Below are 21180 nucleotides of genomic sequence, written 5' to 3' on the forward strand. Positions count from 1 at the left end.
CCGTAACGGGACTGTGCTCAACTGGCATCTCGCGAGACGGGGCGAGGTTCAGAGGCCCTCGTCTTCGGCGTACTCCTCGTCCGTCAGAATCCGGGAGCGGGTCAGGAAGCGGACTCCCAGAGGTGCCTCCAGAGAGAACCCGGCCCCTCGGCCCGGGACCACGTCGATGGTGAGGTGCGTGTGCTTCCAGTACTCGAACTGCGCGGCGGACATCCACACCGGCACGGCCCGTTCCAGCCCCACCGCCAGGTCCCCGAGCCGGACATCCGCGTCCCCCACCAGGAACTCGCCGTCGGGATAGCACATCGGTGCTGAGCCGTCGCAGCAGCCGCCGGACTGGTGGAACATGAGCGGCCCGTGGTCCACCGTGAGGCGGCGGATCAGCTCCGCCGCCTCCTCGGTGACCGCCACTCTGGCCATCAGAAGAATCCGAGGGCGTCGGGGGCGTAAGAGACCAGGAGGTTCTTGGTCTGCTGGTAGTGATCCAGCATCATCTTGTGGTTCTCCCGCCCGATGCCGGACTGCTTGTATCCGCCGAACGCGGCCCCGGCGGGGTACGCGTGGTAGCAGTTGGTCCACACCCGTCCGGCCTGGATCTCCCGGCCCGCCCGGTACAGCTGGGCGTTGTCGCGGGACCACACGCCGGCGCCCAGGCCGTACAGGGTGTCATTGGCGATACCCAGAGCGTCGGCTTCATCGGAGAAGGACGTCAGGGACACCACCGGCCCGAAGATCTCCTCCTGGAAGATTCGCATGGAGTTCTTCCCCTCGAAGATGGTCGGCTGAACGTAGTAGCCCTCCGCCAGGTCGCCGTCGAGCACATTGCGCTCGCCGCCCGTGAGCACTTTGGCGCCCTCCTGCTTGCCGATCTCCAGGTAGCTGAGGATCTTCTCCAGCTGGTCCCGGCTCGCTTGGGCGCCGATCATCGTCGCATCGTCCAGCGGGTTGCCCTGCACGATCTTCTCGGTGCGGACCACCGCGTCGGAGACGAAGCGTTCGTAGATGGACTCCTGTACCAGTGCGCGGCTGGGGCAGGTGCAGACCTCTCCCTGGTTGAGCGCGAACATGGCGAAGCCCTCCAGGGACTTGTCGTAGAACGCATCGTCCTGGGCGGCGACGGACTCGAAGAAGATGTTGGGGCTCTTGCCACCCAGCTCCAGCGTGACCGGAATGATGTTCTGGCTGGCGTACTGCATGATCAGGCGGCCGGTGGTGGTCTCGCCCGTGAAGGCGATCTTGGCGATCCGGTTGGAAGAGGCGAGCGGCTTGCCGGCCTCGACGCCGAAGCCGTTCACGACGTTCAGCACGCCCGCGGGCAGCAGGTCAGCGATCAGTTCGACGACCTTGAGAATGGACCACGGGGTCTGCTCGGCGGGCTTGAGCACCACGCAGTTGCCCGCGGCCAGTGCGGGCGCCAGCTTCCAGGTGGCCATGAGGATGGGGAAGTTCCACGGGATGATCTGTCCGACCACGCCGAGCGGTTCGTGGAAGTGGTACGCCACGGTGCTCTGGTCCAGCTCGCTGATGCCGCCCTCCTGGGCGCGGATGGCACCGGCGAAGTAGCGGAAATGGTCGACGGCGAGCGGCAGGTCTGCGGCGAGCGTCTCGCGGACCGGCTTGCCGTTCTCCCAGGTCTCGGCGACGGCGAGCATGCTCAGGTTCTGCTCGATGCGGTCGGCGATCTTGTTCAGGATGTTGGCGCGCTCCGCCACGGAGGTTTTGCCCCAGGCATCCTTGGCGGCGTGTGCGGCGTCGAGGGCGGCTTCGATGTCCTCGCCCGTGCCCCGTGCGATCTCAGTGAAAGGCTTGCCGTTGACGGGTGAGATGTTCTCGAAATACTGGCCCTTGACCGGGGCGGTCCACTCGCCTCCGATGAAGTGCTCGTAGCGGGGCTGGACGGAGACGAGCGAGTCGGCCTGGCCGGGCGCTGTGTAGACGGTCATGATTGCTCCCTTGCGTGAATGGCGTCGACGGTGACGCACTTCACACGCTAGGGCGGCGGACGTTGCAGCCATGTTGCCGTCAGCGGAAGCACTCAGCGGACGACGACGGCGGCCCGCTTCAGAGCCCCAGCTCGCGTTCCAGCCGGGCCAGCTGACCTTCCGCCAGGGCACGCAACGGGGCGCCGGGGGAGAGGAGATCCCGTTGCCGGGACCAGAGCTCGTAGTCGTCCGAGCCCCAGGCGGAGCGGGTCCAGGCGGAAATCAGATCGGGCTGCCCGGTGGCCAGCAGCGCCGCCCGGAGCTGGTGGTTCAACGCTTCCCGCAGCCGGGTCACGCCGGGAGCGGTGGAGCGAGGAAGCAGCGGTCCGCGGAAAATCCTCAGCGCACCCCCGACATCGCCGGCTGCAAGCTTCGCCTCGACCGCCAGCCAATCGCCGCTGACCTCGGCCGTCAACCGGTAGGGGCGCGAGGCCAGGAAATCCTCGCTCAGGAGGTTGCGCAGACGATTCACCTCCGCACGCAGGGTGGAGGAGCCGCCGTCGTACTCGTAGAGCAGCACCGCGAGCTCGTCGCCCGAGAGACCTTGCGGAGCGCTGGCCAGAAGAGCGAGCAGTTCGCTGTGCCGGGGCGAAAGGCGGAGCCGTTCACGGTGTCCGCGCGCGTCGTCGAGTAGGAGGAGAGCGTCGCTGCGGCCCAGCAATTCGAGACGGAGCTGGGGCCTGAGGACCGGCTCGGGCGCGACGGCGGCGCGAATCTCACGGGCGAGCTCCGACTCGGCCAGGCGTACGGCGGCCTTCACGAGTGCCATGGTCTGGGGCACCACGATGGCATCCCCGCCGGTGACGTCCAGGACCCCGAGAAGCCGGGAGGTCGCCGGGTCGTGGATCGGGGCGGCGGCGCAACTCCAATTGCGCACTGATTGGCGGAAGTGTTCGGCGCGCGTGATCATCGAGGGGCCGTCGAGGCGGAGGGCGAGTCCCGGGGCGTTGGTTCCGGCCAGCCGCTCATCCCAATTGCTGCCTTCGACGAAGCCGATTCCTTCGGCCTTCCGGAGCGCGGAGGCTGAACCGCACACCCAGAGCAGCTGTCCTGCTTCATCGGACACGGCCATGACGGCGTCGCAATCCCGTGCGGCCTGACCCAGCACATCGTCGAGGAGGGGGAAGACCTGGGCGAGAGGATGTGCCGCGCGGGCATCACGCAGATCCGCGCCGTCCAGGGTGATGGGCGCCGAGGTCTCCTCGGCGAGCACCCCGGCCGCCGCGGACCGGTGCCAGGAGTCTGCGACCTCCGCACGCATGCCGCTTTCCACCTGGCCAGTATGCACACGAGCCGTCACTTAATCACAGTGTTCCCGTCCGGGACTGTGATTAAGTGACGGCTCGTGGAAAGGGGCGGAGGGTGCTTAGAGCCCCAGCTCGGTCTTCAGCTCGGAGACGTGACCATCGGCTGCGACCTGGTACTTGGCCAGCTTGACCTTGCCTTCAGGATCCACCACCACCGTGGAGCGGACGATGCCCTCGACGACCTCGCCGTCCAGGAGCTTTTCGCCCCAGGCGCCGTAGGCCAGGGCGACCTTGTGGTCCTCGTCGGCGAGCAGCGGGAAGGTCAGGCTGAAGTCGTCCGCGAAGGAGGAGATGGCGTCCTGGGAATCAGGAGAGACGCCCAGAACCTCGTAGCCGTGGCCCTTGAAGCTGGCGAGGGAGTCGCGGAAATCGCAGGCTTCCGTGGTGCAGCCCGGGGTGGCGGCCTTCGGGTAGAAGTACACCACCACGTTCTTGCCGCGGTAGTCGGAGAGGCTGTGAGCCTCTCCGCGGGCGTCGGTCAGGGAGAAGTCCGGGGCGTCGCTGCCCGGGAGGAGCTTGACGGTGGGGGTTGCAGTCATGATGAATCCTCGATCAGTCTGGTCGGTCCGCGGCGTCGGGCGCTGGCCCGGGCCGCGGTGGGTCTCGTGGGGTATAGCGTCCGCTGTGGCGCCGCTATTCCGCTCAGATGCTGTACTCGGCGGGTCCGCGGACCCGCGAGTGCCTGCCCGCCTGGAAACGGTAACCGCCTCCGCGCACAGTTTCCACTACATGACGCACGGGTCCGAGTTTCCGCCGGATCCGGCTGACGTACACGTCGATGGAACGGGGAGCCGCCGTCGCGTCCAGGGAGATCAGGAAGTCCGCGAGCTCCTGGCGCGGAACGGAGCGGGAGCAGTGCTGCACCAGGTAGCGCAGCAAACGGTACTCGACCCCGCTGAAAGACACCGGCACGCCGTCGACGCGCACCTGGTCGGCGGCGAGGTCGACGTCGACCTCGTGTACGTGGGCCGACTCGTCCGCGGCATCCTCGTCTGCTTCGGCGAGGGCCGCCGCATCCTCGGCCAGCGAGGCTTCCCGGGCCGCTTCGAGGGCGGCGTCCGGGACGTTCCAGACCATCGCCTCAGCGTTGGCGTTGAGGTCGTGCAGGTGAGTGAGGATGAGTTCCTCGATGCGGGCGAACTGTTCGTCCGTCAGCTCCTGCGGTGTCTGGAAGAAGAGCGCTGCCCCGTGGGCGGCCATCCGGGGACGGGCGCCGCCCACCGGGCCGGGATGGCCCGTACTGGAGCGATGGTGAATTGCCTGCGCGCTCATGGCTGCCGCCTAGATGCCCCCGCGGCGGATCAGCTTGCCGATCTGCTGGGTGCCGTCGGCCACCTGGCCGCGGAGGTAGGTCTTGCGGACGACACCGGAGAGGGCGCGGCCGTCGTACGGAGTGATGGGGTTCTTGTGGCGCAGCTTCTTCACGTCCACGACGAACGCATCGTCCGCGGCGAAGATGGAGAAGTCGGCGTCGTAGCCGACCGCGATGAGGCCCTTGTTGGGGACCCGGGCGATCTCGGCCGGTCGTGTGGACATCCAGGAGACGACCTTCTCCAGGGGGATGCCGCGGTGCCGGGCTTCGGTCCAGATCAGGGACAGGCCCAGCTGAAGGGAGGACACGCCGCCCCACGCCACCGCGAAGTCACCGTTCTCCAGGTCTTTGAGGTCCAGAGTGCTGGGCGAGTGGTCCGAGACGATGCTGTCGATGGTGCCCTCCTCCAGGCCCTTCCACAGCAGTTCGCGGTTGGACGCCTCACGGATGGGCGGGCAGCACTTGAAGGCCGTGGCGCCGTTCGGGATCTCCTCGGCGTTCAGGGTCAGGTAGTGCGGGCACGTCTCCACGGTCAGGTTCACACCGTCACGCTTGGCCGAAGCGATCATGGGAAGCGCGTCGGAGGAGGAGAGGTGCAGGATGTGGGCGCGGGCGCCGGTCCAGCGGGTGCGCTCGATGACCTCGGCGATGGCCTTGTTCTCGGCACCGCGGGGGCGGGAGGCCAGGAACTTGGCGTAGACGTCGCCCTCGGCGCTCGGTGCGTGGTCGATCGCGTGGGAGTCCTCGGCGTGCACCAGCATGAGGGAGTCGAACTTGCGCAGTTCGGCCAGGTCCGTCTCCATCTCGTCCGCTTCCAGGTGCGGGAACTCGTCCACGCCGGAGTGGAGGAGGAAGCACTTGAAGCCGAACACGCCGGCGTCGTGCAACGGGCGGAGGTTGGCGGTGTTGCCGGGGATCGCGCCACCCCAGAACCCGACGTCCACGAAGGCCTGGTCGCGCGCCACGGAGCGCTTGAGTTCCAGGTTCTCCACGCTGGTGGTGGGAGGAATCGAGTTCAGCGGCATGTCGATGATGGTGGTGACGCCGCCGGCCGCGGCGGCGCGGGTGGCGGAGGCGAAGCCCTCCCACTCGGTGCGGCCGGGTTCGTTGACGTGCACGTGCGTGTCGACCAGGCCTGGGATGAGGGTCTCGTCCTCGCCGAGATCGATGGTCTCGGCGCCCACCAGGCCGTTGCCCAGCGGTTCCATGGCCACGATGCGGCCATCCTTGACGGCGACCTCACGAGGGGCGATGCCCGCACTGGTCAGCACGCGCTGGCCGCGGATGACGAGGTCGAACGGTGCGGTGGTGTTCTGTTCTTCAGACATGCTGATCCTGTTCCTGGTTGCTCTGCTTGATCAGGCTGGTTCCGATGATGGTTCCGAGTTTCTCCACGAGGGGCCCGGCGTTGTTGATGCATTTGTCGACATCTTCCTCGATGCCGGTCAAGGAGTACACGGCCTGGAAGCCGGATGTGGAAATCTGCTCCTCGTTGAGCGTGGTGCGGCCGCAGACGGCCACGATGGGGATCCCTGCGGCGCGTGCCGCGTCGGCCACGCCCATGGGGGTCTTGCCGCCGAGGCTCTGCTCGTCGAGGCTGCCTTCGCCGGTGATCACGAGTCCCGCGCCGCCGAGTTTGGCGGCCAGGCCGGTGAAGTCCAGTACGACGTCGACACCGCGGCGCCGCTCGGCGTTCAGCACGGCGAGGGCGGCATAGCCGACCCCACCGGCGGCTCCCGCGCCGGGGGCGGCTGCGTCGAGGGCCGCCTTCGCGCCGATCTCCCGTCCGAGGACCTCCACGAAGTGAGCCAGAGCGGCGTCGAGCTCGGTGACGTCCTCCGGGCTGAGGCCCTTCTGGGGGCCGAAGATCGCGGGGGCGCCGTTGGCTCCGAGAAGGGGATTGTCGACGTCGCTGGCGAGGATGAACCGGGTGTCCTCCAGCCGGACGTCGAGCCCGGAGAGGTCGATGCGGTCGAGCCCGGCCAGAGCCGCGCCGCCGTCGGGCAGCTCGTGGCCGGAAGCGTCGAGGAAGCGGCCGCCGAGGCCCTTGATGACTCCGACGCCACCGTCGGTGTTGGCGCTGCCGCCGACGCCGAGGATCACGGTGCGGGCGCCCGCGTCGAGCGCTGCCCGGATGAGTTGGCCGGTGCCCAGGCTCGTGGCGCCGCGGCCGTCCTTGACACCGTCCGGGAGGACGGCGAGGCCGGAAGCGAGGGCCATCTCGATGACGGCCTCATCGCCGCGGAGGGCCAGATCGGCATCCAGCGGCTGGCCCGTGGGCCCGGCGACGCGCACGGTGCGCGGGCTGAATCCGGAACCGATGGCGGCGTCGAGTGTTCCTTCGCCGCCGTCGGCCACGGGGAGGCCCAGTACCTCCAAGGAGGGGTCCGCGGCGAGCAGGCCGGCCTCCAGGTGCTCCACGACCTCGGGGGCCGAGAGCGAGCCCTTGAACTTGTCCGGGGCGATCACGATCCGCATGCTGGACTCCTTCGTCGGTGCGGGGCGGGTGGTTCAGATCGGGCGGGCCGCCGTGCCGGATGATCGGCAGGGCGGCCCGCCCGGGGTGTGTTCAGCCTAGCCTCCTGAGAGGCCCTGTTGAGCGTCCCCGAAGGGGACTGAACACTAGTCGAGCAGCGCGACGATCGCGGTCGGGGCGTCGGCGCCCTTCTCCGCGAGTTCCTCGAACTCGGTCAGGTTGTCCAGCTCGGTGCCCATGGAGATGTTGGTGATCTTCTCGAGGATCACTTCCACCACCACCGGGACCTGGAACTCCTCGATGAGGGCGCGGGCCTTCTCGAAGGCGGCACCCAGATCGTCCGGGTTCTGCACCCGGATGGCCTTGCAGCCCAGACCTTCAACCACCTTGACGTGATCCACGCCGTAGCCCTCGGTCTCCGGGGAGTTGATGTTCTCGAACGCCAGGGAGACGTTCTGCTCCATCTTGAAACCGCGCTGAGACTGACGGATCAGGCCGAGGTAGGAGTTGTTCACCACCACGTGGATGTACGGCAGGTTGAACTGCGCGCCCACGGCCAGCTCTTCGATCATGAACTGGAAGTCGTAGTCACCGGAGAGGGCCACCACGGTCTCGCCCGGCTTGCCGCGCACGACGCCGAGAGCGGCCGGAGCGGTCCAGCCCAGCGGGCCGGCCTGACCGGCGTTGATCCACTTGCGGGCGCCGAAGACGTGCAGCATCTGCGCACCGGCGATCTGGGACAGGCCGATGGTGGACACATAGGTGGTGTCCTTGCCGAAGGCGCTGTTCATCTCCTGGTACACGCGCTGCGGCTTGATCGGCACGTTGTCGAAGTTGGTCTTGCGCTGCAGCTTGCCCTTCTTCTCCTGGGAGGCGTCCACCCAGGCTGTGTAGTCGGTCAGCTGACCGGCGGCCTTGCGCTCCTTGGCCAGGCGCACCAGGCTCTCCAGGGCGGCACCGGCGTCGGAGGCGATGCCCAGATCCGGCGCGAACACGCGGCCGATCTGGGTGGGCTCGATGTCGATGTGCACGAACTTGCGGCCCTGGGTGTAGAGGTCCAGGCCACCCGTGTGACGGTTGGCCCAGCGGTTGCCGATGCCGATGACGAAGTCCGACTCCAGGAAGGTGGCGTTGCCGTAGCGGTGCGAGGTCTGCAGACCCACCATGCCGGCCATCAGCTTGTGGTCGTCCGGGATGGTGCCCCAGCCCATGAGGGTCGGGATGACCGGCACGTTCAGGGTCTCGGCCAGCTCCACCAGCTTGTCAGAGGCACCGGCGTTGATGATGCCGCCACCGGCGACGATCAGCGGGCGCTCGGAGGCCAGCAGCATGTCCAGGGCCTTGTTCAGCTGGACGTCGTTGGCGGCCGGCTTGGAGGCGGCGAGGGGCTCGTAGGCGTCGATGTCGAATTCGATCTCGGCCATCTGCACATCGAAGGGGAGGTCCAGCAGGACCGGGCCCGGGCGGCCGGAGCGCATGAGCTGGAAGGCCTTCTGGAAGGCGCCGGGGACCTGGCCGGGCTCCAGGATGGTCATGGCCATCTTGGTGACAGGCTTGGCGATGGACTCGATGTCCACGGCCTGGAAGTCTTCCTTGTGCAGCTTGGCGACCGGGGCCTGCCCGGTGATGCAGAGCATCGGGATGGAGTCCGCGAAGGACGCGTACAGGCCGGTGATCATGTCGGTACCGGCGGGGCCGGAGGTGCCGATGCAGATGCCGATGTTGCCATCGGCGGCGCGGGAGTAGCCGTCAGCCATGTGGCTGGCGCCTTCCACGTGGCGGGCCAGCGTGTGGCGGATGCCACCGTTGGCGCGCATCGCGGAATAGAAGGGGTTGATCGCCGCGCCGGGCAGGCCGAACGCCTCGATGGCGCCTTCCTTCACCAGGATGGCTACGGCAGCGTCAACGGTGCGCATCTTTGCCATTTTGTGCTCCTAATAAGCGTTGAAAAGTAAGGGTGTACGACGGCGGCCGCCTGCCCGGCCATCCGCCCGGCAGTTATGGAGGTGCCGGGGAGAAGCGGGTGGTGGGTTCGTTGCGAGAGTCGGCTGCCGCCGTCGTACGGATCTGTGTTGTTGTGTGTCCCCGGCGGCCCGGTTGTGGCGGTGTTTCCTGCTGGAAGTCACCACAACTGAGCACGCAACGGAGGGTCAGTTCTTGCCGGCGAGCTCGTTGGTGAGCTTGAAGAGGCCGGAGTGGTCCAGGCCGCCGTCGCCGCGGGCGACGAGGGAGGAGACCAGCTGCGCCACGGCGGAGCCGAGCGGGACGACGACGCCGGCCTCGCGGGCGGCGGAGGTGACGATGCCGAGGTCCTTGTTGTGGAGGGCCAGGCGGAAGCCGGGGTCGAAGTTGCGGTCGAGCATCTTCTGACCCTTCTGATCCAGGACCTTGGAGCCGGCGAGGCCGCCACCGAGGACCTTGAGAGCCGCGTCGGTGTCGACGCCGTAGGCCTCGAGGAAGGCGACCGCCTCGGCGAGAGCCTGGATGTTGACGGCCACGATCAGCTGGTTGGCAGCCTTCACGGTCTGGCCGGAGCCGGAGGGGCCGACGTGGACGATGGTCTTGCCCACGGCGTTGAGGACGGGCTGAGCGGCCTCGAAATCAGCGGCTTCGCCACCGACCATGATGGAGAGGACGCCGTCGATGGCACCCTGCTCGCCACCGGAGACGGGGCCGTCGAGCGGGCGGAGGCCGGCTTCGCGGGCGTCTGCGGAGAGACGAGCGGAGACGTCCGGGCGGATGGACGAGGCATCGACCCAGAGGGCGCCGGACTTCGCGTTGGCGAAGACACCTTCGGGGCCGGAGACCACGCCTTCGACGTCCGGGGAGTCCGGGACCATGGTGATGATGACGTCGGCGTCCTGAACGGACTCGGCGATGCTGGAGGCGCCCTTGCCGCCGGCGGCCACGAGGGCGTCGATCTTGTCCTGGGAGCGGTTGAAGCCGGTGACGGTGAAGCCGGCGTTGACGAGGTTCTTGGCCATGGGGAGGCCCATGATGCCGAGGCCGATGACGGTGACGTTGGTCATTGGAAGTCCTTTAATATCGTTCGTTCTGAGGTGGCTGTCAGTGGCGCCGCGGTCAGCGGACCAGCCAGGTGAAGGCGGATTCCTGCGGCTGCTTGTACTCGAGGGCGATCGCGCCGTCGTAGCCGAGCTCGCGGCTGCGGGTGACCCACTCGCCGAGGGGGAGTTCGCCGGTGCCGGGGGCTCCGCGGCCGGGGTTGTCGGCGATCTGGATGTGGCCGAAGTCCTTGGCGTGGTTCTCGATCACGGCGGCGACGTCGTCACCGTTGACTGCCAGGTGGTAGAAGTCCGCCAGGAACTTGACGTTGTCCACGCCGGCTTCCTGGGTCTTGGCGATGACCGCGAAGGTGTCCGCGGCCGTCTTCAGCGGGTAGGCGGGGGTGCCGGAGACCGGCTCCAGGAGGACGGTGCCGCCGATCTTCGCGACGCCTTCCGCGGCGGCGACCAGGTTCTTCAGACCGAGCTCGTCCTGCTCCTCCGGAGTGAAACCGTCGAGGCGGTTGCCGTAGAGGGCATTGAACGCCTTGGTGCCGAGGCGCTCACCGATGCCGGCGACGACGTCGATGTTGTCCTTGAATTCGCCGCAGCGGCCCTTCCAGGAGACCAAGCCGCGGTCGCCGCCGGGCATGTCGCCGGCGAAGAAGTTCAGGCCGGCCAGCTGCACGCCGGCGTCGTTGATGGCGTTGACGAAGGCGTCCACGTCCGCGTCGGCGGGGACGGCTTCGGTGAAGGGCCACCAGAACTCGACGGCGTCGAAGCCCGCGGCCTTGGCGGCGGCCGGGCGCTCCAGGAGGGGGAGCTCGGTCAAGAGGATTGAGCAGTTCACGGAGTAGGTCATGTCGTGTCCTTCCCGGGCGGCGTTGCCCTGCAGTTTTCTGGTCCTTCCACCCTGCTGTGCCACTGTGGATGTTTCCGCAGAGTGGAAAGAAAGTTTTGCTTAGTGAAAAGTCTACGAAGGGCGGAGAGGGGCGTCAAGTGGGTTGGGTCACGCGAAGGGTGATGGGATACAAAAATCTGATGTGTTTGGAGGGGTGGAGGGCGCGCCAGGGGGTTTCGGTGCCCGGATTTCGTCCGGATGTCCCAATCGCCGCACTCGGACGAAATCCGGGCACCGAAAAGTGAGGAACGTGCGGCGGGCGGCTACTGGTGGCGCGACGGAGTGTTCAGTGCGGCCATCGCCGGATTTCCGCGCCCCAATTGACTTTCGGTGCCGATATTGGGGCGCGGAAAGCAAACTGGGGTACGGATTTGAGGCCGGGGCGGCCAGATGCGGCGGCGCGGCAAAATTCTTGTCAGCGGTGTGGGCTAGCTTCAGGCGAGGCATGGGAGTACCGTAGCTTCACGGAGTAGGAGCAGTCAATCAACCGCTCAAATTCCCAAGTTCGAAGAGAGGAATTCCCCCAGATGAAGCTTGGAGGAGCACCTTGACCGCAGAAATACCCAAGGGTTCATTCCCGCAGATGCGGGAAGCTTCTTCAGCCTAGTGGACTCGTCCATTGTCGGGTGGCCAGACCGACTCGGACGACACGAAAGGTTGATGGGGAAGTGTTCCCGGAGCGAGCGCACAGCCTTGATACATTGCAGCAACCTGGCCTTGAAGTGGAGGTCAGGAGTGAGAACGGGGGATCTCATGGTTTCACCCGCGGCTCAGTCGGTGTGGGCTAAATCGGACCGCGATACTGGGGACTCGATGTCCTTGTGGCGGCATATGCAGGATTCGGCTGCGGTCGCCGGGAAGCTGTGGGACGAGTGGCTCGCGGTGGCGGTCAAGGTTCGGGTCCAGGAGAGCTGCGAGGCATCTGATCTGCAGGAGACGCGGGCTCTTCTGATGTGGCTCGCAGCCACGCACGACGTGGGTAAAGCTCACCCGAAGTTTTCGTACCAGGTCCACAGCTTGGCTGATGGGATGCGTACCTACGGACTTGATTCGCCGTGGACGCTGACTCCACAGGAGAAACTGCCGCACTCCGTTCTGAGCTATACGATCATCAACCGTTGGCTTAGGGAAGTCCAGGGGTTCGACGCCATTACTGCCGCCAGTTACTCCACGATTGCCGGGGGACACCACGGCGTTCCCCCTTCTACGGTAGGCATCCGAGCGGCCCGGGAAGCGACCGAGGCCCTTGCCCCGGCCTGGCACGAGGTCCAGAACGAGCTCATGGCAGCGTGTGCTTCGCTGACGGGCGCGGACTCCTACCTTGCTTTGTGGAAGGCGCGGAAGCTTGCGCCGCAGGCGCAGCTGCTACTGACCGGCATCGTCATCCTGGCGGACTGGATTGCCAGCAATGTGGACCTTTTCTCCTACGGTGACCACTCCACGACGGAGGAACGGTTGAACAGGGCATGGGAGCGACTGGACCTGGCCCGGCCCTGGGAGGCGCCAGCGCCGCCGAAGGATCCGGAGGAACTTTTCGCCGGGCGCTTCGACCTTCCGCCGAACGCCCGGCCCACGGAGATGCAGAGGAAAGCCATCGAAGCCGCAACTCTCATGGCAGCGCCCGGAGTGCTGATCATCGAAGCCCCTATGGGAGAGGGGAAGACCGAAGCCGCGCTGGCTGCTGCGGAGGTCTTCGCTGCCAAATGGGGGTTGGGCGGGGTGGTCTTCGCGCTTCCCACGCAGGCTACGAGCGATGCCATGTTCATGCGTTTTCCCTCATGGGTGAAGAATCTCCCGGATGCCAAACCGGGCTCGCACCGGCGCAGCATTTACTTGGCACATTCCAAATCCTTGCTCAACGACGAGTTCACGAAGTTCTTCCGGGAAGACGCGGTGTCGGGAGAATCGGGTGAGCGGATCCAAGGAATTTTCGGGGAGGAAGGCAGCACCGGGGAAGCCCAAGGCCATGAGGTGCTTGCCCACCAGTGGCTGTTCGGGCGTAAGAAAGGGCTTCTGGCAAGCTTCGTAGTCGCCACCATCGACCAGGTGCTCTTCGCAGCACTGCAGAGCAAACACGTGGTGCTGCGGCACCTCGCCTTGGCCGGGAAGGTGGTGATCATCGATGAGGTGCATGCCTATGACGCCTTCATGAATCGCTACCTGAACCAGGCGCTGGCCTGGCTTGCTTCCTACGGGGTGCCGGTCATTCTGCTCTCGGCGACCCTGCCGGCCGGAACCCGTAGGCAGCTGCTGGAATCCTATGAAGCGGGCAGGCCCGGAAAGGCTGCGAATGACCGGTCTCCGAGCTGGGGCGAAAGGCCACGCCGTCGGCGGCCCGATCCGCCGTCGTCGTCGCCCCTCGACGGGAACCCGGGGTATCCGCTCATCGTCAGCAGTTCCCCCGAAGGGCCGCAGCTCGTGGTGCCGGCAGCCCGGGAAGAGTCCCTGTCCGTCGATCTGAAGCTTCTTGAAGACGGCCTTCCCGAACTGTCTGGCGCGCTGGAACCTGTGAAGCGCGACGGCGGTTGTGCCGCCGTCATCTGCAACACGGTCCAGCGGGCGCAGGACGCGTACCGTCACCTTTCCGAGGTGTTCAAGGAAGAAGAACTCATCCTGGTCCATTCCCGTTTCATGGCGCCGGACCGGATGGGACTGGAAGACCGGATACGTTCCCTTCTGGGACGTGACGACGTGGTCGCGGCGGCGGGCGGATCCCGTCCCGAGCGGCTGGTGGTCATCGGAACACAAGTCCTTGAGCAGTCATTGGACGTTGACTTCGACCTGATGATCACGGACATCGCCCCAACGGACCTGCTGCTCCAACGCATCGGCCGTCTGCACCGCAGACGGACGGTCAGTCGTCCACGACCAGAACATGCGCGGAAGGCATCTTGCCTGATCAGGGGAGTCTTGCATTGGACGGCAGATCCGCCGGTCTTCGACCCCGGTGCGGCGGCGATCTATGGACAAGCGTTACTGATGCGATCGTTCTTGGTGCTTGAGAGCAGACTCAGAGACGGAATGGCACTTGAGCTGCCCGGTGATATCAGCTCTTTGGTCCAGGACACCTATGTGGAGAACTTCTCCGTGCCGGAAAGCTGGCGCGAAGTCTTCCACACGGCGGAGAAGAAGAGGAAGGACGAACTGGCCAGGAAATTCGACAGTGCCGGAGCCTTCCTCTTGAAACGCGCCGAGGCTTTTCCTGAAGGGCTCGCCACTGATCTGCTGGAGCGCAATACGGGAAACGTCGACGACGGTGTACAGGATGCGGTGGGGTTCGCCAAAGTCAGGGATACGGATGAGTCTCTCGAAGTGATCTTGGCCCACAGGACTCAGGAGGTCAGATTCTTGTCCCACCTCCAGCGTTTCAGAGGTGTGGTGGTTCCGGTCGACAGCCCGCCCGAACGCGGGATGGCCAGAGCGCTCAGCTCCTGCACGGTCAGATTGCCTTCAAAATATTGTCAGCCGCACCGGATAGACAAGGTCCTGAAAGAGCTTGAGTCTCAGGGCATTGCCGCATGGCAGAAATCCCCGTGGCTCAAGGGGCAGCTGGTGCTCTTCCTTGACGAGTCCATGGCCGCCACCCTGGATGGGAAAAAGCTCCGGTACGACCCGAGAACCGGGCTGCATGAAGAGACGCATGAAGAGAAAGGAGAAACCGTATGACGGCTGTGCTTCCCCAGTTCAATCTGGTGCGTGACCCCTGGGTGAGCTGTCTGATGACGGACGGTGTGGTCAAGGAGCTTTCGCTCACTGAAGTCTTCCGGCAGAGCGCCTTCATTCGACGGCTGGCGGGAGAACTACCCACCCAGGACTATGCGGTGCTGCGGGTCCTTCTGGCCATCGTGTACAGCAGCATGCCGCGGATCAACGCGGGCGGCGCGGTGAGCGCCTGGAAGGAACTGTGGCTGGATCACTCCAAGCTCACCGATTCCGTCCTGGGCTACCTGGACGATTTCGAATCTTCATTCGAACTTTTCGATCCTGTCCGCCCCTTCATGCAGGTCCCGGAGTTGCATACGCAGAGCGGAAAAGTCGACGGGGTGGACCGTCTCATCGCTGATGTGCCCAGCGGATATCAGTATTTCACCACGCGTGCCGGTCATGGCCTCGATGCGCTGTCCTACGCGGAAGCTACTCGCTGGCTCATTCATACCCACGCCTATGACCCTTCGGGGATCAAATCCGGTGCGGTGGGAGATCCGAGAGTGAAAGGCGGGAAGGGTTATCCCATCGGAACCGGATGGGCCGGGACCACGGGAGGGGTCTTCTTCGAAGGAGAGAGTCTTTCGGAAACGCTGCATCTGAACCTGGATCTTTCCTTGGTGGCTTTGTCGGAGCCAGGTTCCGATCTGCCCGTTTGGGAACGTGCTCCATTGGGGCCTGCTGTGGAAGAACGGAAGGCCGGCGTTCCAAAGCCCACGGGACCCGTTGATGTCTTCACCTGGCAATCCCGGAGGATCAGGCTCTTCCCGGAAGCGGGAAAGGTCAGGAACGTGCTGGTCTGTAATGGCGATCCTTTGCCGCCGCAGAACATGGATGCTGATCCGTTGACCGCACAGCGGTTCAGTAAGCCGCAGACCGCCAAGTTCAAGGCGGGTGCGATCTACATGCCCCGGGAGCACGATCCGGAGCGGATGATCTGGAACGGTGTGAGTGCGCTGCTCGCGCAGAATGAGCAAGCTCGGACCAACGCGGACGGAATCGTCCTACTCCGGGTCCCGCCCATCGTCACGTGGGTTTCCAGGCTGAGCGAATTGGATTCGATCGACGCCGGACGGGTTCTCAATGCTCGATTGGTCGGGGTGGTCTACGGTACTCAGAGCTCCGTCTACACGGAGATTCTTGATGATTCCCTGGCCGTTCACTTGCGGTTGCTTTCGGAAAGCTCCGCGGCTGTGGCACAAGTTGCCAAGAACGCCGCATCCAATACGGAGCAAGCCGTTTGGGCGTTCGGCCGCTTCGCCGGTGAACTGAGCCGTGCGGCAGGTGGTGACCTTGATCCGCCGCAGGAGAAGGCCCGGCAAGTGGCGTTCTTTGCGCTGAATGAACCCTACCGAAGGTGGGTTTCCGAGCTCAGCGGGAGTGAGGACGCGGAAGCCGCCGGAGAGGTGTGGAATTCCATCGCCCGAAAGATCATTGCGTCCTCTGCAACGGAGATGCTGTCCATGGCTGGAGAGTCGGCTTTGGTGGGAAGAACGGTCGACTCCGAATTGGTTTCCGCGGCCACTGCGGAAACCTGGCTGTATCGAAGCCTTCGGAAGTACCTGCCTCTTCAGGCGGAGATCGACGCAAGGGCAGAAAGGGCCTCTCGCGAGAACTCTGGAAGCACGACGACGAAAGGAGCAAAGCGATGACTGAAAGACCCGCGTTGGCCCAGAACATTGACGCTAGAATCCGGAAAATTCAACGGATCTATCTGGAAGGACACCGGCCGCTCGTCGCCGGGACACTCGCCAGGCTTCGAAGGGCCGTGGCGACGGAGCCCGGTTCTGATCCCTGGGTGTGGCATGAGGCGGTGGAAGGACTTCCACCGGAGCTCGCCGGCCGAGGCGATGCTGCCAGTCCCGGAGAAAGGGCGGCCTATGCAGCGATGACGCTGTACGCGGTCCATCAGCAGTCGAAGAGCATGCCCATGCACCAGACGGGTCCATCTCTTGGCCGAGCGGTACGACGGCTGGGAACGCCAGACGGAGCCGAGGGGACCTCGGTGGCGGTGAAACGCCGCTTCGACGCTTTGATGACGTCCACGACGTTCAACGAACTACAGCACCATTCCAGAGGTTTGATCCAGCAGTTGAGGACAGCCGACATTGCTCTGGACTACGGACGCTTCGCGGAGGATCTCCGCCTCTTGCAGAATCCGGTGACGGCGAACAGTGTCAGGCTCCGGTGGGGCAGGGACTATGCGTTCGGCGGAACCCCGGAAACACTCGACCCACAGAACTCCGACTCACGTGAAGGAACAGCATCATGAAGAACTTCTACCTTGACGTCCATGCACTCCACACGGTTCCTCCGAGCAACGTCAACCGCGACGACACGGGGTCGCCGAAAACCGCGGTGTACGGCGGTGTCCGACGAGCCAGGGTGTCCAGCCAGGCTTGGAAGAGAGCGATCCGCAAGGACTTTTCCGACTATCTCGACGCCAGCCGACTTGGTACCCGGACCAAGCGGCTGGTGGACATGGTGGCGAAACACATTCAGGAGATCTCGCCTGAGCTGGGTGACCGCGCGGCGGAGTTGGCCATCGCGGCTGTTCAAGCGGGTGGCTTCAAAGTAGAGGTGCCCAAGGCAAAAGACGAGACCGCAACGGCAAAGCCTGCGCGGACGGAATATCTTTTGTTCGTCAGCAACATCCAAGCCAGGAGGCTGGCCGAGGTAGCGCTTGAGGCGGAGAAGAACGGCACGGATATCGACAAGAAGCTGGTCAAGGCTGTGCTTCAATCCGACCAGAGTGTGGATGTCTCGCTTTTCGGACGGATGATTGCCAACAGCACGGACCTCAACGTCGACGCAAGTGTTCAAGTGGCTCATGCCATCAGCGTTCATGCAGTGGAGTCTGAGTTCGACTACTTCACCGCCGTGGACGATGAGAGCGGAGACGATGAGCCTGGAGCCGGCATGATCGGCACCGTGGAGTTCAATTCCTCCACCCTATACAGGTACGCGACCCTCAACCTGGGAGGCCTGCTGAAGAATCTGGGAGACCCAGGTGCCACAGTTGAAGCGGCCGTGAGTTTTGTCCGCTCGTTCGTGGAGTCCATGCCGACGGGGAAGCAGAATACTTTCGCCAACAAGACCTTGCCTGATGGAGTGGTTGTGACCTTGCGGGAACGGATGCCCGTCAATCTGGTGGGTGCCTTTGAAGAGGCCGTCACTGCTGAGGACGGCAAGGGGCGCTTGAGAGTCGCGGCGGAGCGGCTGGCACGGTATTCAGTGGAGCTCGATGCCGGTTTTGGCGGTGCTGCCACCACCACATTCGTGGTGGCGCCTAGCAGTGCGGTTGAAGCATTGTCGCAGCTGGGCCGCGGGGTTAGTTTCCCTGACCTCATCGAAGCGCTGGAGAGTGAACTTCCCGCGTACGTCAGGGGCGAATAGTGGCGGTTCTCAAGCTGCGGCTCGCCGGTCCGCTTCAAGCCTGGGGTGCCAGTAGCCGTTTCGTCAACCGGCATACGCGAGAGGAACCGACCAAGAGCGGAGTCCTTGGTCTGCTGGCGGCTGCCCAAGGCCGTCGGAGATCTGAACCTGTTGAAGACCTTGTGGGGCTGAAGTTCGGTGTCCGGGTCGACCAACCGGGCCGTCTATTGCGTGATTTCCAGGTGGCGCGCAGCCTTGACGGACGGGAATCCATGCCCCTCTCGTATCGCTACTATCTGTCCGATGCGGTCTTTCTGGCTGTGGTGGAGGGGCCCGACGCTGTCATCGAGGGGTTGAACGAGGCGGTTCTGGACCCTGTGTACCCTCTCTACCTGGGCCGACGATCTTGTGTTCCGGCGGGAAGGATCTCGTTGGGAGTGGAAGGCGTTTCCTTGGACACGGCCCTTCGGATGGAACCGTGGCAGGCCGCCGTTTGGCATCAGAAGAAGCAGGCTGCTCGGACGGTCAGCCTGGAGATCTTCAGGGATGCCCTGGAACCAGGAGAGGCAGGGGAGACCGTACGGGATGTTCCGCTGGACTTCTCACCGGAAAACCGGAGCTACACCTGGAGGACGGTGGTGAGGCCGAAGCCTCATGAGGTGCCCAATCCCTTTGGCAAGGAACAGTCGCATGATCCGATGGCCGAATTGGGAGGTTCCTGAATGTTTCTGACGAAGTTCGAGATCAATACCGCGCGAAGGGGCGCACGGTTTCTCCTGGGTAATCCACAGGCCATGCACGCAGCAGTGTTGTCATCATTTCCGCCGCCCCCTCTGGGGCAGGAGAATCCCAGGGTGCTCTGGCGCGTGGATCGTGCGGAACACCGTGTTTCGCTCTACGTTCTGAGCCCCGCTGAACCCGACATGTCGGCTCTCAACGAACAGGCGGGGTGGGCTACGAACACCTGGACGACCAGAGAATACGAACCCTTGCTTCGGAGGCTTGAGGAAGGACAGCTCTGGTCCTTCAGACTCCACGCCAACCCGACGAAGCAGTCGATGGATCCGGCGACCAAAGGCAAGCGATTCGCCCATGTCACACCGAAACAGCAGATGCAGTGGTTGCTGGACCGAGCGGAACGGCGAGGGTTCCACGTTGAGATGTCGGGGGATGCAAGTCCCGTACTCGAGGTGAGTTCCAGGACTAAGGACTCCTTTGGAAGGAGAGACCCCAATCAGGAAGGACGTGAGTCTGCGGTGACCCTGGTCCGTGTGCAGTTTGATGGCCTGTTGCGCGTGACTGATGTGGGCAGATTCCGCGAGACCTTGGTGCAAGGCGTTGGACGGGGTAAGGCTTACGGCTGTGGTCTGATGACGATTGCCAGTGCGGACGGCAGGCCTTCATGAGTGCCCCATCGGGGCCGAGGCCGCCGGACCTCCCTGAACTCGTCCGCTCGAAAGATCGAATCTCGTTCGTCTATGTCGAAAGGTGCATTGTTCACCGGGATGCGAATGCCATCACCGCCACGGATGAACGCGGTGTTGTCCATATCCCTGCCGCCTCACTGGGTGCACTCCTGTTGGGGCCGGGAACAAGGGTGACACATCCCGCCATGTGCCTTCTGGCGGATAGCGGGTCCACCGCGGTCTGGGTGGGCGAGCGTGGGGTTCGCTATTACGCACACGGGCGTTCGCTGGCGAAGTCCGCTCGCTTACTGGAAGCACAGGCTGCCAGGGTCTCAAATCAGCGATTGAGGCTCGAAGTGGCGAGGAACATGTACGGGATGCGCTTTCCCGGTGAGGATGTCTCCCGGCTCTCCATGCAGCAACTGCGGGGACGTGAGGGAGCCCGGGTGCGTAAGATCTACCGGGAAAACTCCGAACGGACGGGCGTCGGGTGGAGTCGGCGTGACTATGACCCGAACGACTTCAGCGGCAGCGACGCGATCAATCAGTGTCTCTCGGCAGCTCATGCCTGCTTGTATGGGATCGTTCATTCGGTGATCGTGGCGCTGGGTTGTTCTCCCGGACTCGGCTTTGTCCACACCGGGCACTCTCGGTCCTTTGTGTACGACATCGCTGATTTGTACAAGGCAGAGATCACCATTCCTGTGGCATTCGAGGTGGCAAGCAAGACCTCCGATCTGCCCGGTCCTCAAACCCGGAGGGCGGTAAGAGACGCGGTTCATGATGGCGCCATCCTTGATCGTTGTGCGCGAGATATCCGGGCTTTACTGTTGCCCGGTGACCCGGAACAGATCGACGCAGACTGGGACGCCGACGTCGTGAACCTTTGGGATGAGACGTCGGGGCAGGTGGCATCCGGATCCAACTATGGATTCGGAGAGTCATGATCGTCATCGTTCTCTCTGCTTGCCCGGAAGGACTATGAGGTGACCTCAGTAAGTGGCTTTTGGAGATCAGCGCTGGAGTGTTTGTGGGGGCTGTGACGGCGAGAGCTCGTGACTTGTTGTGGGATCGCGTCGTGGAACTTGCCAAGGATGGCCGAGCCATCATGGTTCACACGGCAAGAGGCGAGCAGAAGATGGCCTTTCGGGTTCATCGCAATCAATGGCTTCCCATTGATATGGACGGCGTGAACCTCATCCTTCGTCCTGCCCTTAAACCCCCTCAAGAAAGGTCCGCGGATGTTCGCCCGGGATGGAGTAACGCGAGCAAGTACAGGCGGGCTGCCAGGAAGACTCAGAACGAAACGTAGCGCAGGTACAGTTGAATCCGATTAGCACCTAGTTGTCTTGTTTCCCCAGGTCAGCAAGTGTGCTCCCCGCATGGGCGGGGATGAGCCCAAACCGACAGATTAAATCTCAAGGTCCAGTAGGTGCTCCCCGCATGGGCGGGGATGAGCCACCATGATCCTGATCAACGACAACGTGGACGGCGTGCTCCCCGCATGGGCGGGGATGAGCCCTGATCAATCCAGGCCACGGCGACGGCCGCGACGTGCTCCCCGCATGGGCGGGGATGAGCCCCGTTCCATTAATAACAGTGCCTACATGCGAGAGTGCTCCCCGCATGGGCGGGGATGAGCCTGGTGCTCTTGACGCGCAGTCCACCGCGAAGCAGTGCTCCCCGCATGGGCGGGGATGAGCCCGACGGACTT

At 64.4% G+C, this 21180-nt stretch carries 17 protein-coding genes, 1 pseudogene and 1 CRISPR repeat array; of the genes and pseudogenes, 8 read left to right on the forward strand and 10 right to left on the reverse strand.

The window, feature by feature from the left end; translation table 11 throughout:
- Positions 1-48: 48 nt before the first annotated feature.
- The 10 genes from ACIPXZ_RS11395 to ACIPXZ_RS11440 form a co-directional block, all read right to left on the reverse strand.
- Positions 49-420 carry a DUF779 domain-containing protein gene (locus ACIPXZ_RS11395; RefSeq protein ID WP_400594020.1) on the reverse strand — a complete coding sequence of 124 codons (372 nt, stop codon included), beginning with the start codon at positions 418-420 and terminating at the stop codon, positions 49-51.
- Positions 420-1943, reverse strand: coding sequence for an aldehyde dehydrogenase family protein (locus tag ACIPXZ_RS11400; protein WP_400594023.1), 1524 nt, complete (start codon positions 1941-1943; stop codon positions 420-422). The genes ACIPXZ_RS11395 and ACIPXZ_RS11400 overlap by 1 nt, the downstream gene beginning before the upstream one ends.
- Before the next feature lie 118 nt (positions 1944-2061).
- On the reverse strand, positions 2062-3255 hold the full coding sequence (locus tag ACIPXZ_RS11405; RefSeq protein WP_400594025.1) for a GAF domain-containing protein: 1194 nt from the start codon (positions 3253-3255) through the stop codon (positions 2062-2064).
- 93 nt (positions 3256-3348) lie between these two features.
- On the reverse strand, positions 3349-3828 hold the full coding sequence (gene bcp / locus ACIPXZ_RS11410) for a thioredoxin-dependent thiol peroxidase (protein WP_400594027.1): 480 nt from the start codon (positions 3826-3828) through the stop codon (positions 3349-3351).
- A 103-nt stretch (positions 3829-3931) separates the two neighbouring features.
- On the reverse strand, positions 3932-4561 hold the full coding sequence (locus ACIPXZ_RS11415; RefSeq protein ID WP_400594029.1) for a winged helix-turn-helix domain-containing protein: 630 nt from the start codon (positions 4559-4561) through the stop codon (positions 3932-3934).
- Between the two features lie 9 nt (positions 4562-4570).
- A complete protein-coding gene (allB, locus tag ACIPXZ_RS11420; RefSeq protein WP_400594031.1) occupies positions 4571-5929 on the reverse strand; it encodes an allantoinase AllB in 1359 nt (452 codons plus the stop codon).
- The gene (locus ACIPXZ_RS11425; protein WP_400594033.1) at positions 5922-7079 is read right to left on the reverse strand and encodes a glycerate kinase; all 1158 of its coding nucleotides are present in this window, start codon (positions 7077-7079) and stop codon (positions 5922-5924) included. The genes allB and ACIPXZ_RS11425 overlap by 8 nt, the downstream gene beginning before the upstream one ends.
- Before the next feature lie 144 nt (positions 7080-7223).
- Entirely contained in the window at positions 7224-9002 is a 1779-nt protein-coding gene (gene gcl, locus ACIPXZ_RS11430; RefSeq protein ID WP_400594035.1) for a glyoxylate carboligase, read from the reverse strand.
- Between the two features lie 225 nt (positions 9003-9227).
- Entirely contained in the window at positions 9228-10121 is an 894-nt protein-coding gene (locus ACIPXZ_RS11435; RefSeq protein ID WP_400594582.1) for a 2-hydroxy-3-oxopropionate reductase, read from the reverse strand.
- 37 nt (positions 10122-10158) lie between these two features.
- Positions 10159-10941 (reverse strand): hydroxypyruvate isomerase family protein, encoded by a 783-nt coding sequence (locus ACIPXZ_RS11440; protein WP_400594037.1) that lies wholly within the window; start codon positions 10939-10941, stop codon positions 10159-10161.
- A gap of 792 nt (positions 10942-11733) precedes the next feature.
- Between ACIPXZ_RS11440 and cas3 the strand changes: the two genes are divergently transcribed.
- The 8 genes and pseudogenes from cas3 to ACIPXZ_RS11480 all read left to right on the forward strand — a co-directional run.
- On the forward strand, positions 11734-14646 hold the full coding sequence (gene cas3, locus ACIPXZ_RS11445) for a CRISPR-associated helicase Cas3' (RefSeq protein ID WP_400594039.1): 2913 nt from the start codon (positions 11734-11736) through the stop codon (positions 14644-14646).
- Positions 14643-16337 carry a type I-E CRISPR-associated protein Cse1/CasA gene (gene casA, locus ACIPXZ_RS11450; RefSeq protein ID WP_400594041.1) on the forward strand — a complete coding sequence of 565 codons (1695 nt, stop codon included), beginning with the start codon at positions 14643-14645 and terminating at the stop codon, positions 16335-16337. The genes cas3 and casA overlap by 4 nt, the downstream gene beginning before the upstream one ends.
- Positions 16334-16957 (forward strand): type I-E CRISPR-associated protein Cse2/CasB, encoded by a 624-nt coding sequence (casB, locus tag ACIPXZ_RS11455; protein WP_400594044.1) that lies wholly within the window; start codon positions 16334-16336, stop codon positions 16955-16957. Before casA ends, casB begins: the two co-directional genes overlap by 4 nt.
- A complete protein-coding gene (gene cas7e / locus ACIPXZ_RS11460) occupies positions 16954-18081 on the forward strand; it encodes a type I-E CRISPR-associated protein Cas7/Cse4/CasC (RefSeq protein WP_400594046.1) in 1128 nt (375 codons plus the stop codon). The genes casB and cas7e overlap by 4 nt, the downstream gene beginning before the upstream one ends.
- Positions 18081-18782, forward strand: a complete 702-nt coding sequence (gene cas5e, locus ACIPXZ_RS11465; protein ID WP_400594048.1) for a type I-E CRISPR-associated protein Cas5/CasD — start codon at positions 18081-18083, stop codon at positions 18780-18782. Before cas7e ends, cas5e begins: the two co-directional genes overlap by 1 nt.
- Positions 18783-19466, forward strand: a complete 684-nt coding sequence (gene cas6e, locus ACIPXZ_RS11470; protein ID WP_400594050.1) for a type I-E CRISPR-associated protein Cas6/Cse3/CasE — start codon at positions 18783-18785, stop codon at positions 19464-19466.
- Positions 19463-20413, forward strand: coding sequence for a type I-E CRISPR-associated endonuclease Cas1e (gene cas1e / locus ACIPXZ_RS11475; protein ID WP_400594052.1), 951 nt, complete (start codon positions 19463-19465; stop codon positions 20411-20413). Before cas6e ends, cas1e begins: the two co-directional genes overlap by 4 nt.
- A gap of 50 nt (positions 20414-20463) precedes the next feature.
- Positions 20464-20778 (forward strand): annotated as a pseudogene (locus tag ACIPXZ_RS11480) (type I-E CRISPR-associated endoribonuclease Cas2); the annotation flags it as partial.
- 59 nt (positions 20779-20837) lie between these two features.
- A CRISPR array of direct repeats spans positions 20838-21170; the repeat unit is 28 nt; unit sequence GTGCTCCCCGCATGGGCGGGGATGAGCC.
- The last annotated feature ends 10 nt before the right edge of the window (positions 21171-21180 follow it).

It is taken from the genome of Arthrobacter sp. NPDC090010 (assembly GCF_044748305.1).
GTDB lineage: Bacteria > Actinomycetota > Actinomycetes > Actinomycetales > Micrococcaceae > Arthrobacter_E.

What these genes read in the sequence shown, in the direction of transcription:
- ACIPXZ_RS11425 (WP_400594033.1), bottom strand. Translation starts at nt 7,079, where the DNA reads ATGCGGATCGTGATCGCCCCGGACAAGTTCAAGGGCTCGCTCTCGGCC.
- bcp (WP_400594027.1), bottom strand. Translation starts at nt 3,828, where the DNA reads ATGACTGCAACCCCCACCGTCAAGCTCCTCCCGGGCAGCGACGCCCCG.
- casB (WP_400594044.1), top strand. Translation starts at nt 16,334, where the DNA reads ATGACTGAAAGACCCGCGTTGGCCCAGAACATTGACGCTAGAATCCGG.
- ACIPXZ_RS11415 (WP_400594029.1), bottom strand. Translation starts at nt 4,561, where the DNA reads ATGAGCGCGCAGGCAATTCACCATCGCTCCAGTACGGGCCATCCCGGC.
- ACIPXZ_RS11400 (WP_400594023.1), bottom strand. Translation starts at nt 1,943, where the DNA reads ATGACCGTCTACACAGCGCCCGGCCAGGCCGACTCGCTCGTCTCCGTC.
- cas6e (WP_400594050.1), top strand. Translation starts at nt 18,783, where the DNA reads ATGTTTCTGACGAAGTTCGAGATCAATACCGCGCGAAGGGGCGCACGG.
- allB (WP_400594031.1), bottom strand. Translation starts at nt 5,929, where the DNA reads ATGTCTGAAGAACAGAACACCACCGCACCGTTCGACCTCGTCATCCGC.
- cas3 (WP_400594039.1), top strand. Translation starts at nt 11,734, where the DNA reads ATGGTTTCACCCGCGGCTCAGTCGGTGTGGGCTAAATCGGACCGCGAT.
- cas1e (WP_400594052.1), top strand. Translation starts at nt 19,463, where the DNA reads ATGAGTGCCCCATCGGGGCCGAGGCCGCCGGACCTCCCTGAACTCGTC.
- ACIPXZ_RS11395 (WP_400594020.1), bottom strand. Translation starts at nt 420, where the DNA reads ATGGCCAGAGTGGCGGTCACCGAGGAGGCGGCGGAGCTGATCCGCCGC.
- gcl (WP_400594035.1), bottom strand. Translation starts at nt 9,002, where the DNA reads ATGGCAAAGATGCGCACCGTTGACGCTGCCGTAGCCATCCTGGTGAAG.
- casA (WP_400594041.1), top strand. Translation starts at nt 14,643, where the DNA reads ATGACGGCTGTGCTTCCCCAGTTCAATCTGGTGCGTGACCCCTGGGTG.
- ACIPXZ_RS11440 (WP_400594037.1), bottom strand. Translation starts at nt 10,941, where the DNA reads ATGACCTACTCCGTGAACTGCTCAATCCTCTTGACCGAGCTCCCCCTC.
- cas7e (WP_400594046.1), top strand. Translation starts at nt 16,954, where the DNA reads ATGAAGAACTTCTACCTTGACGTCCATGCACTCCACACGGTTCCTCCG.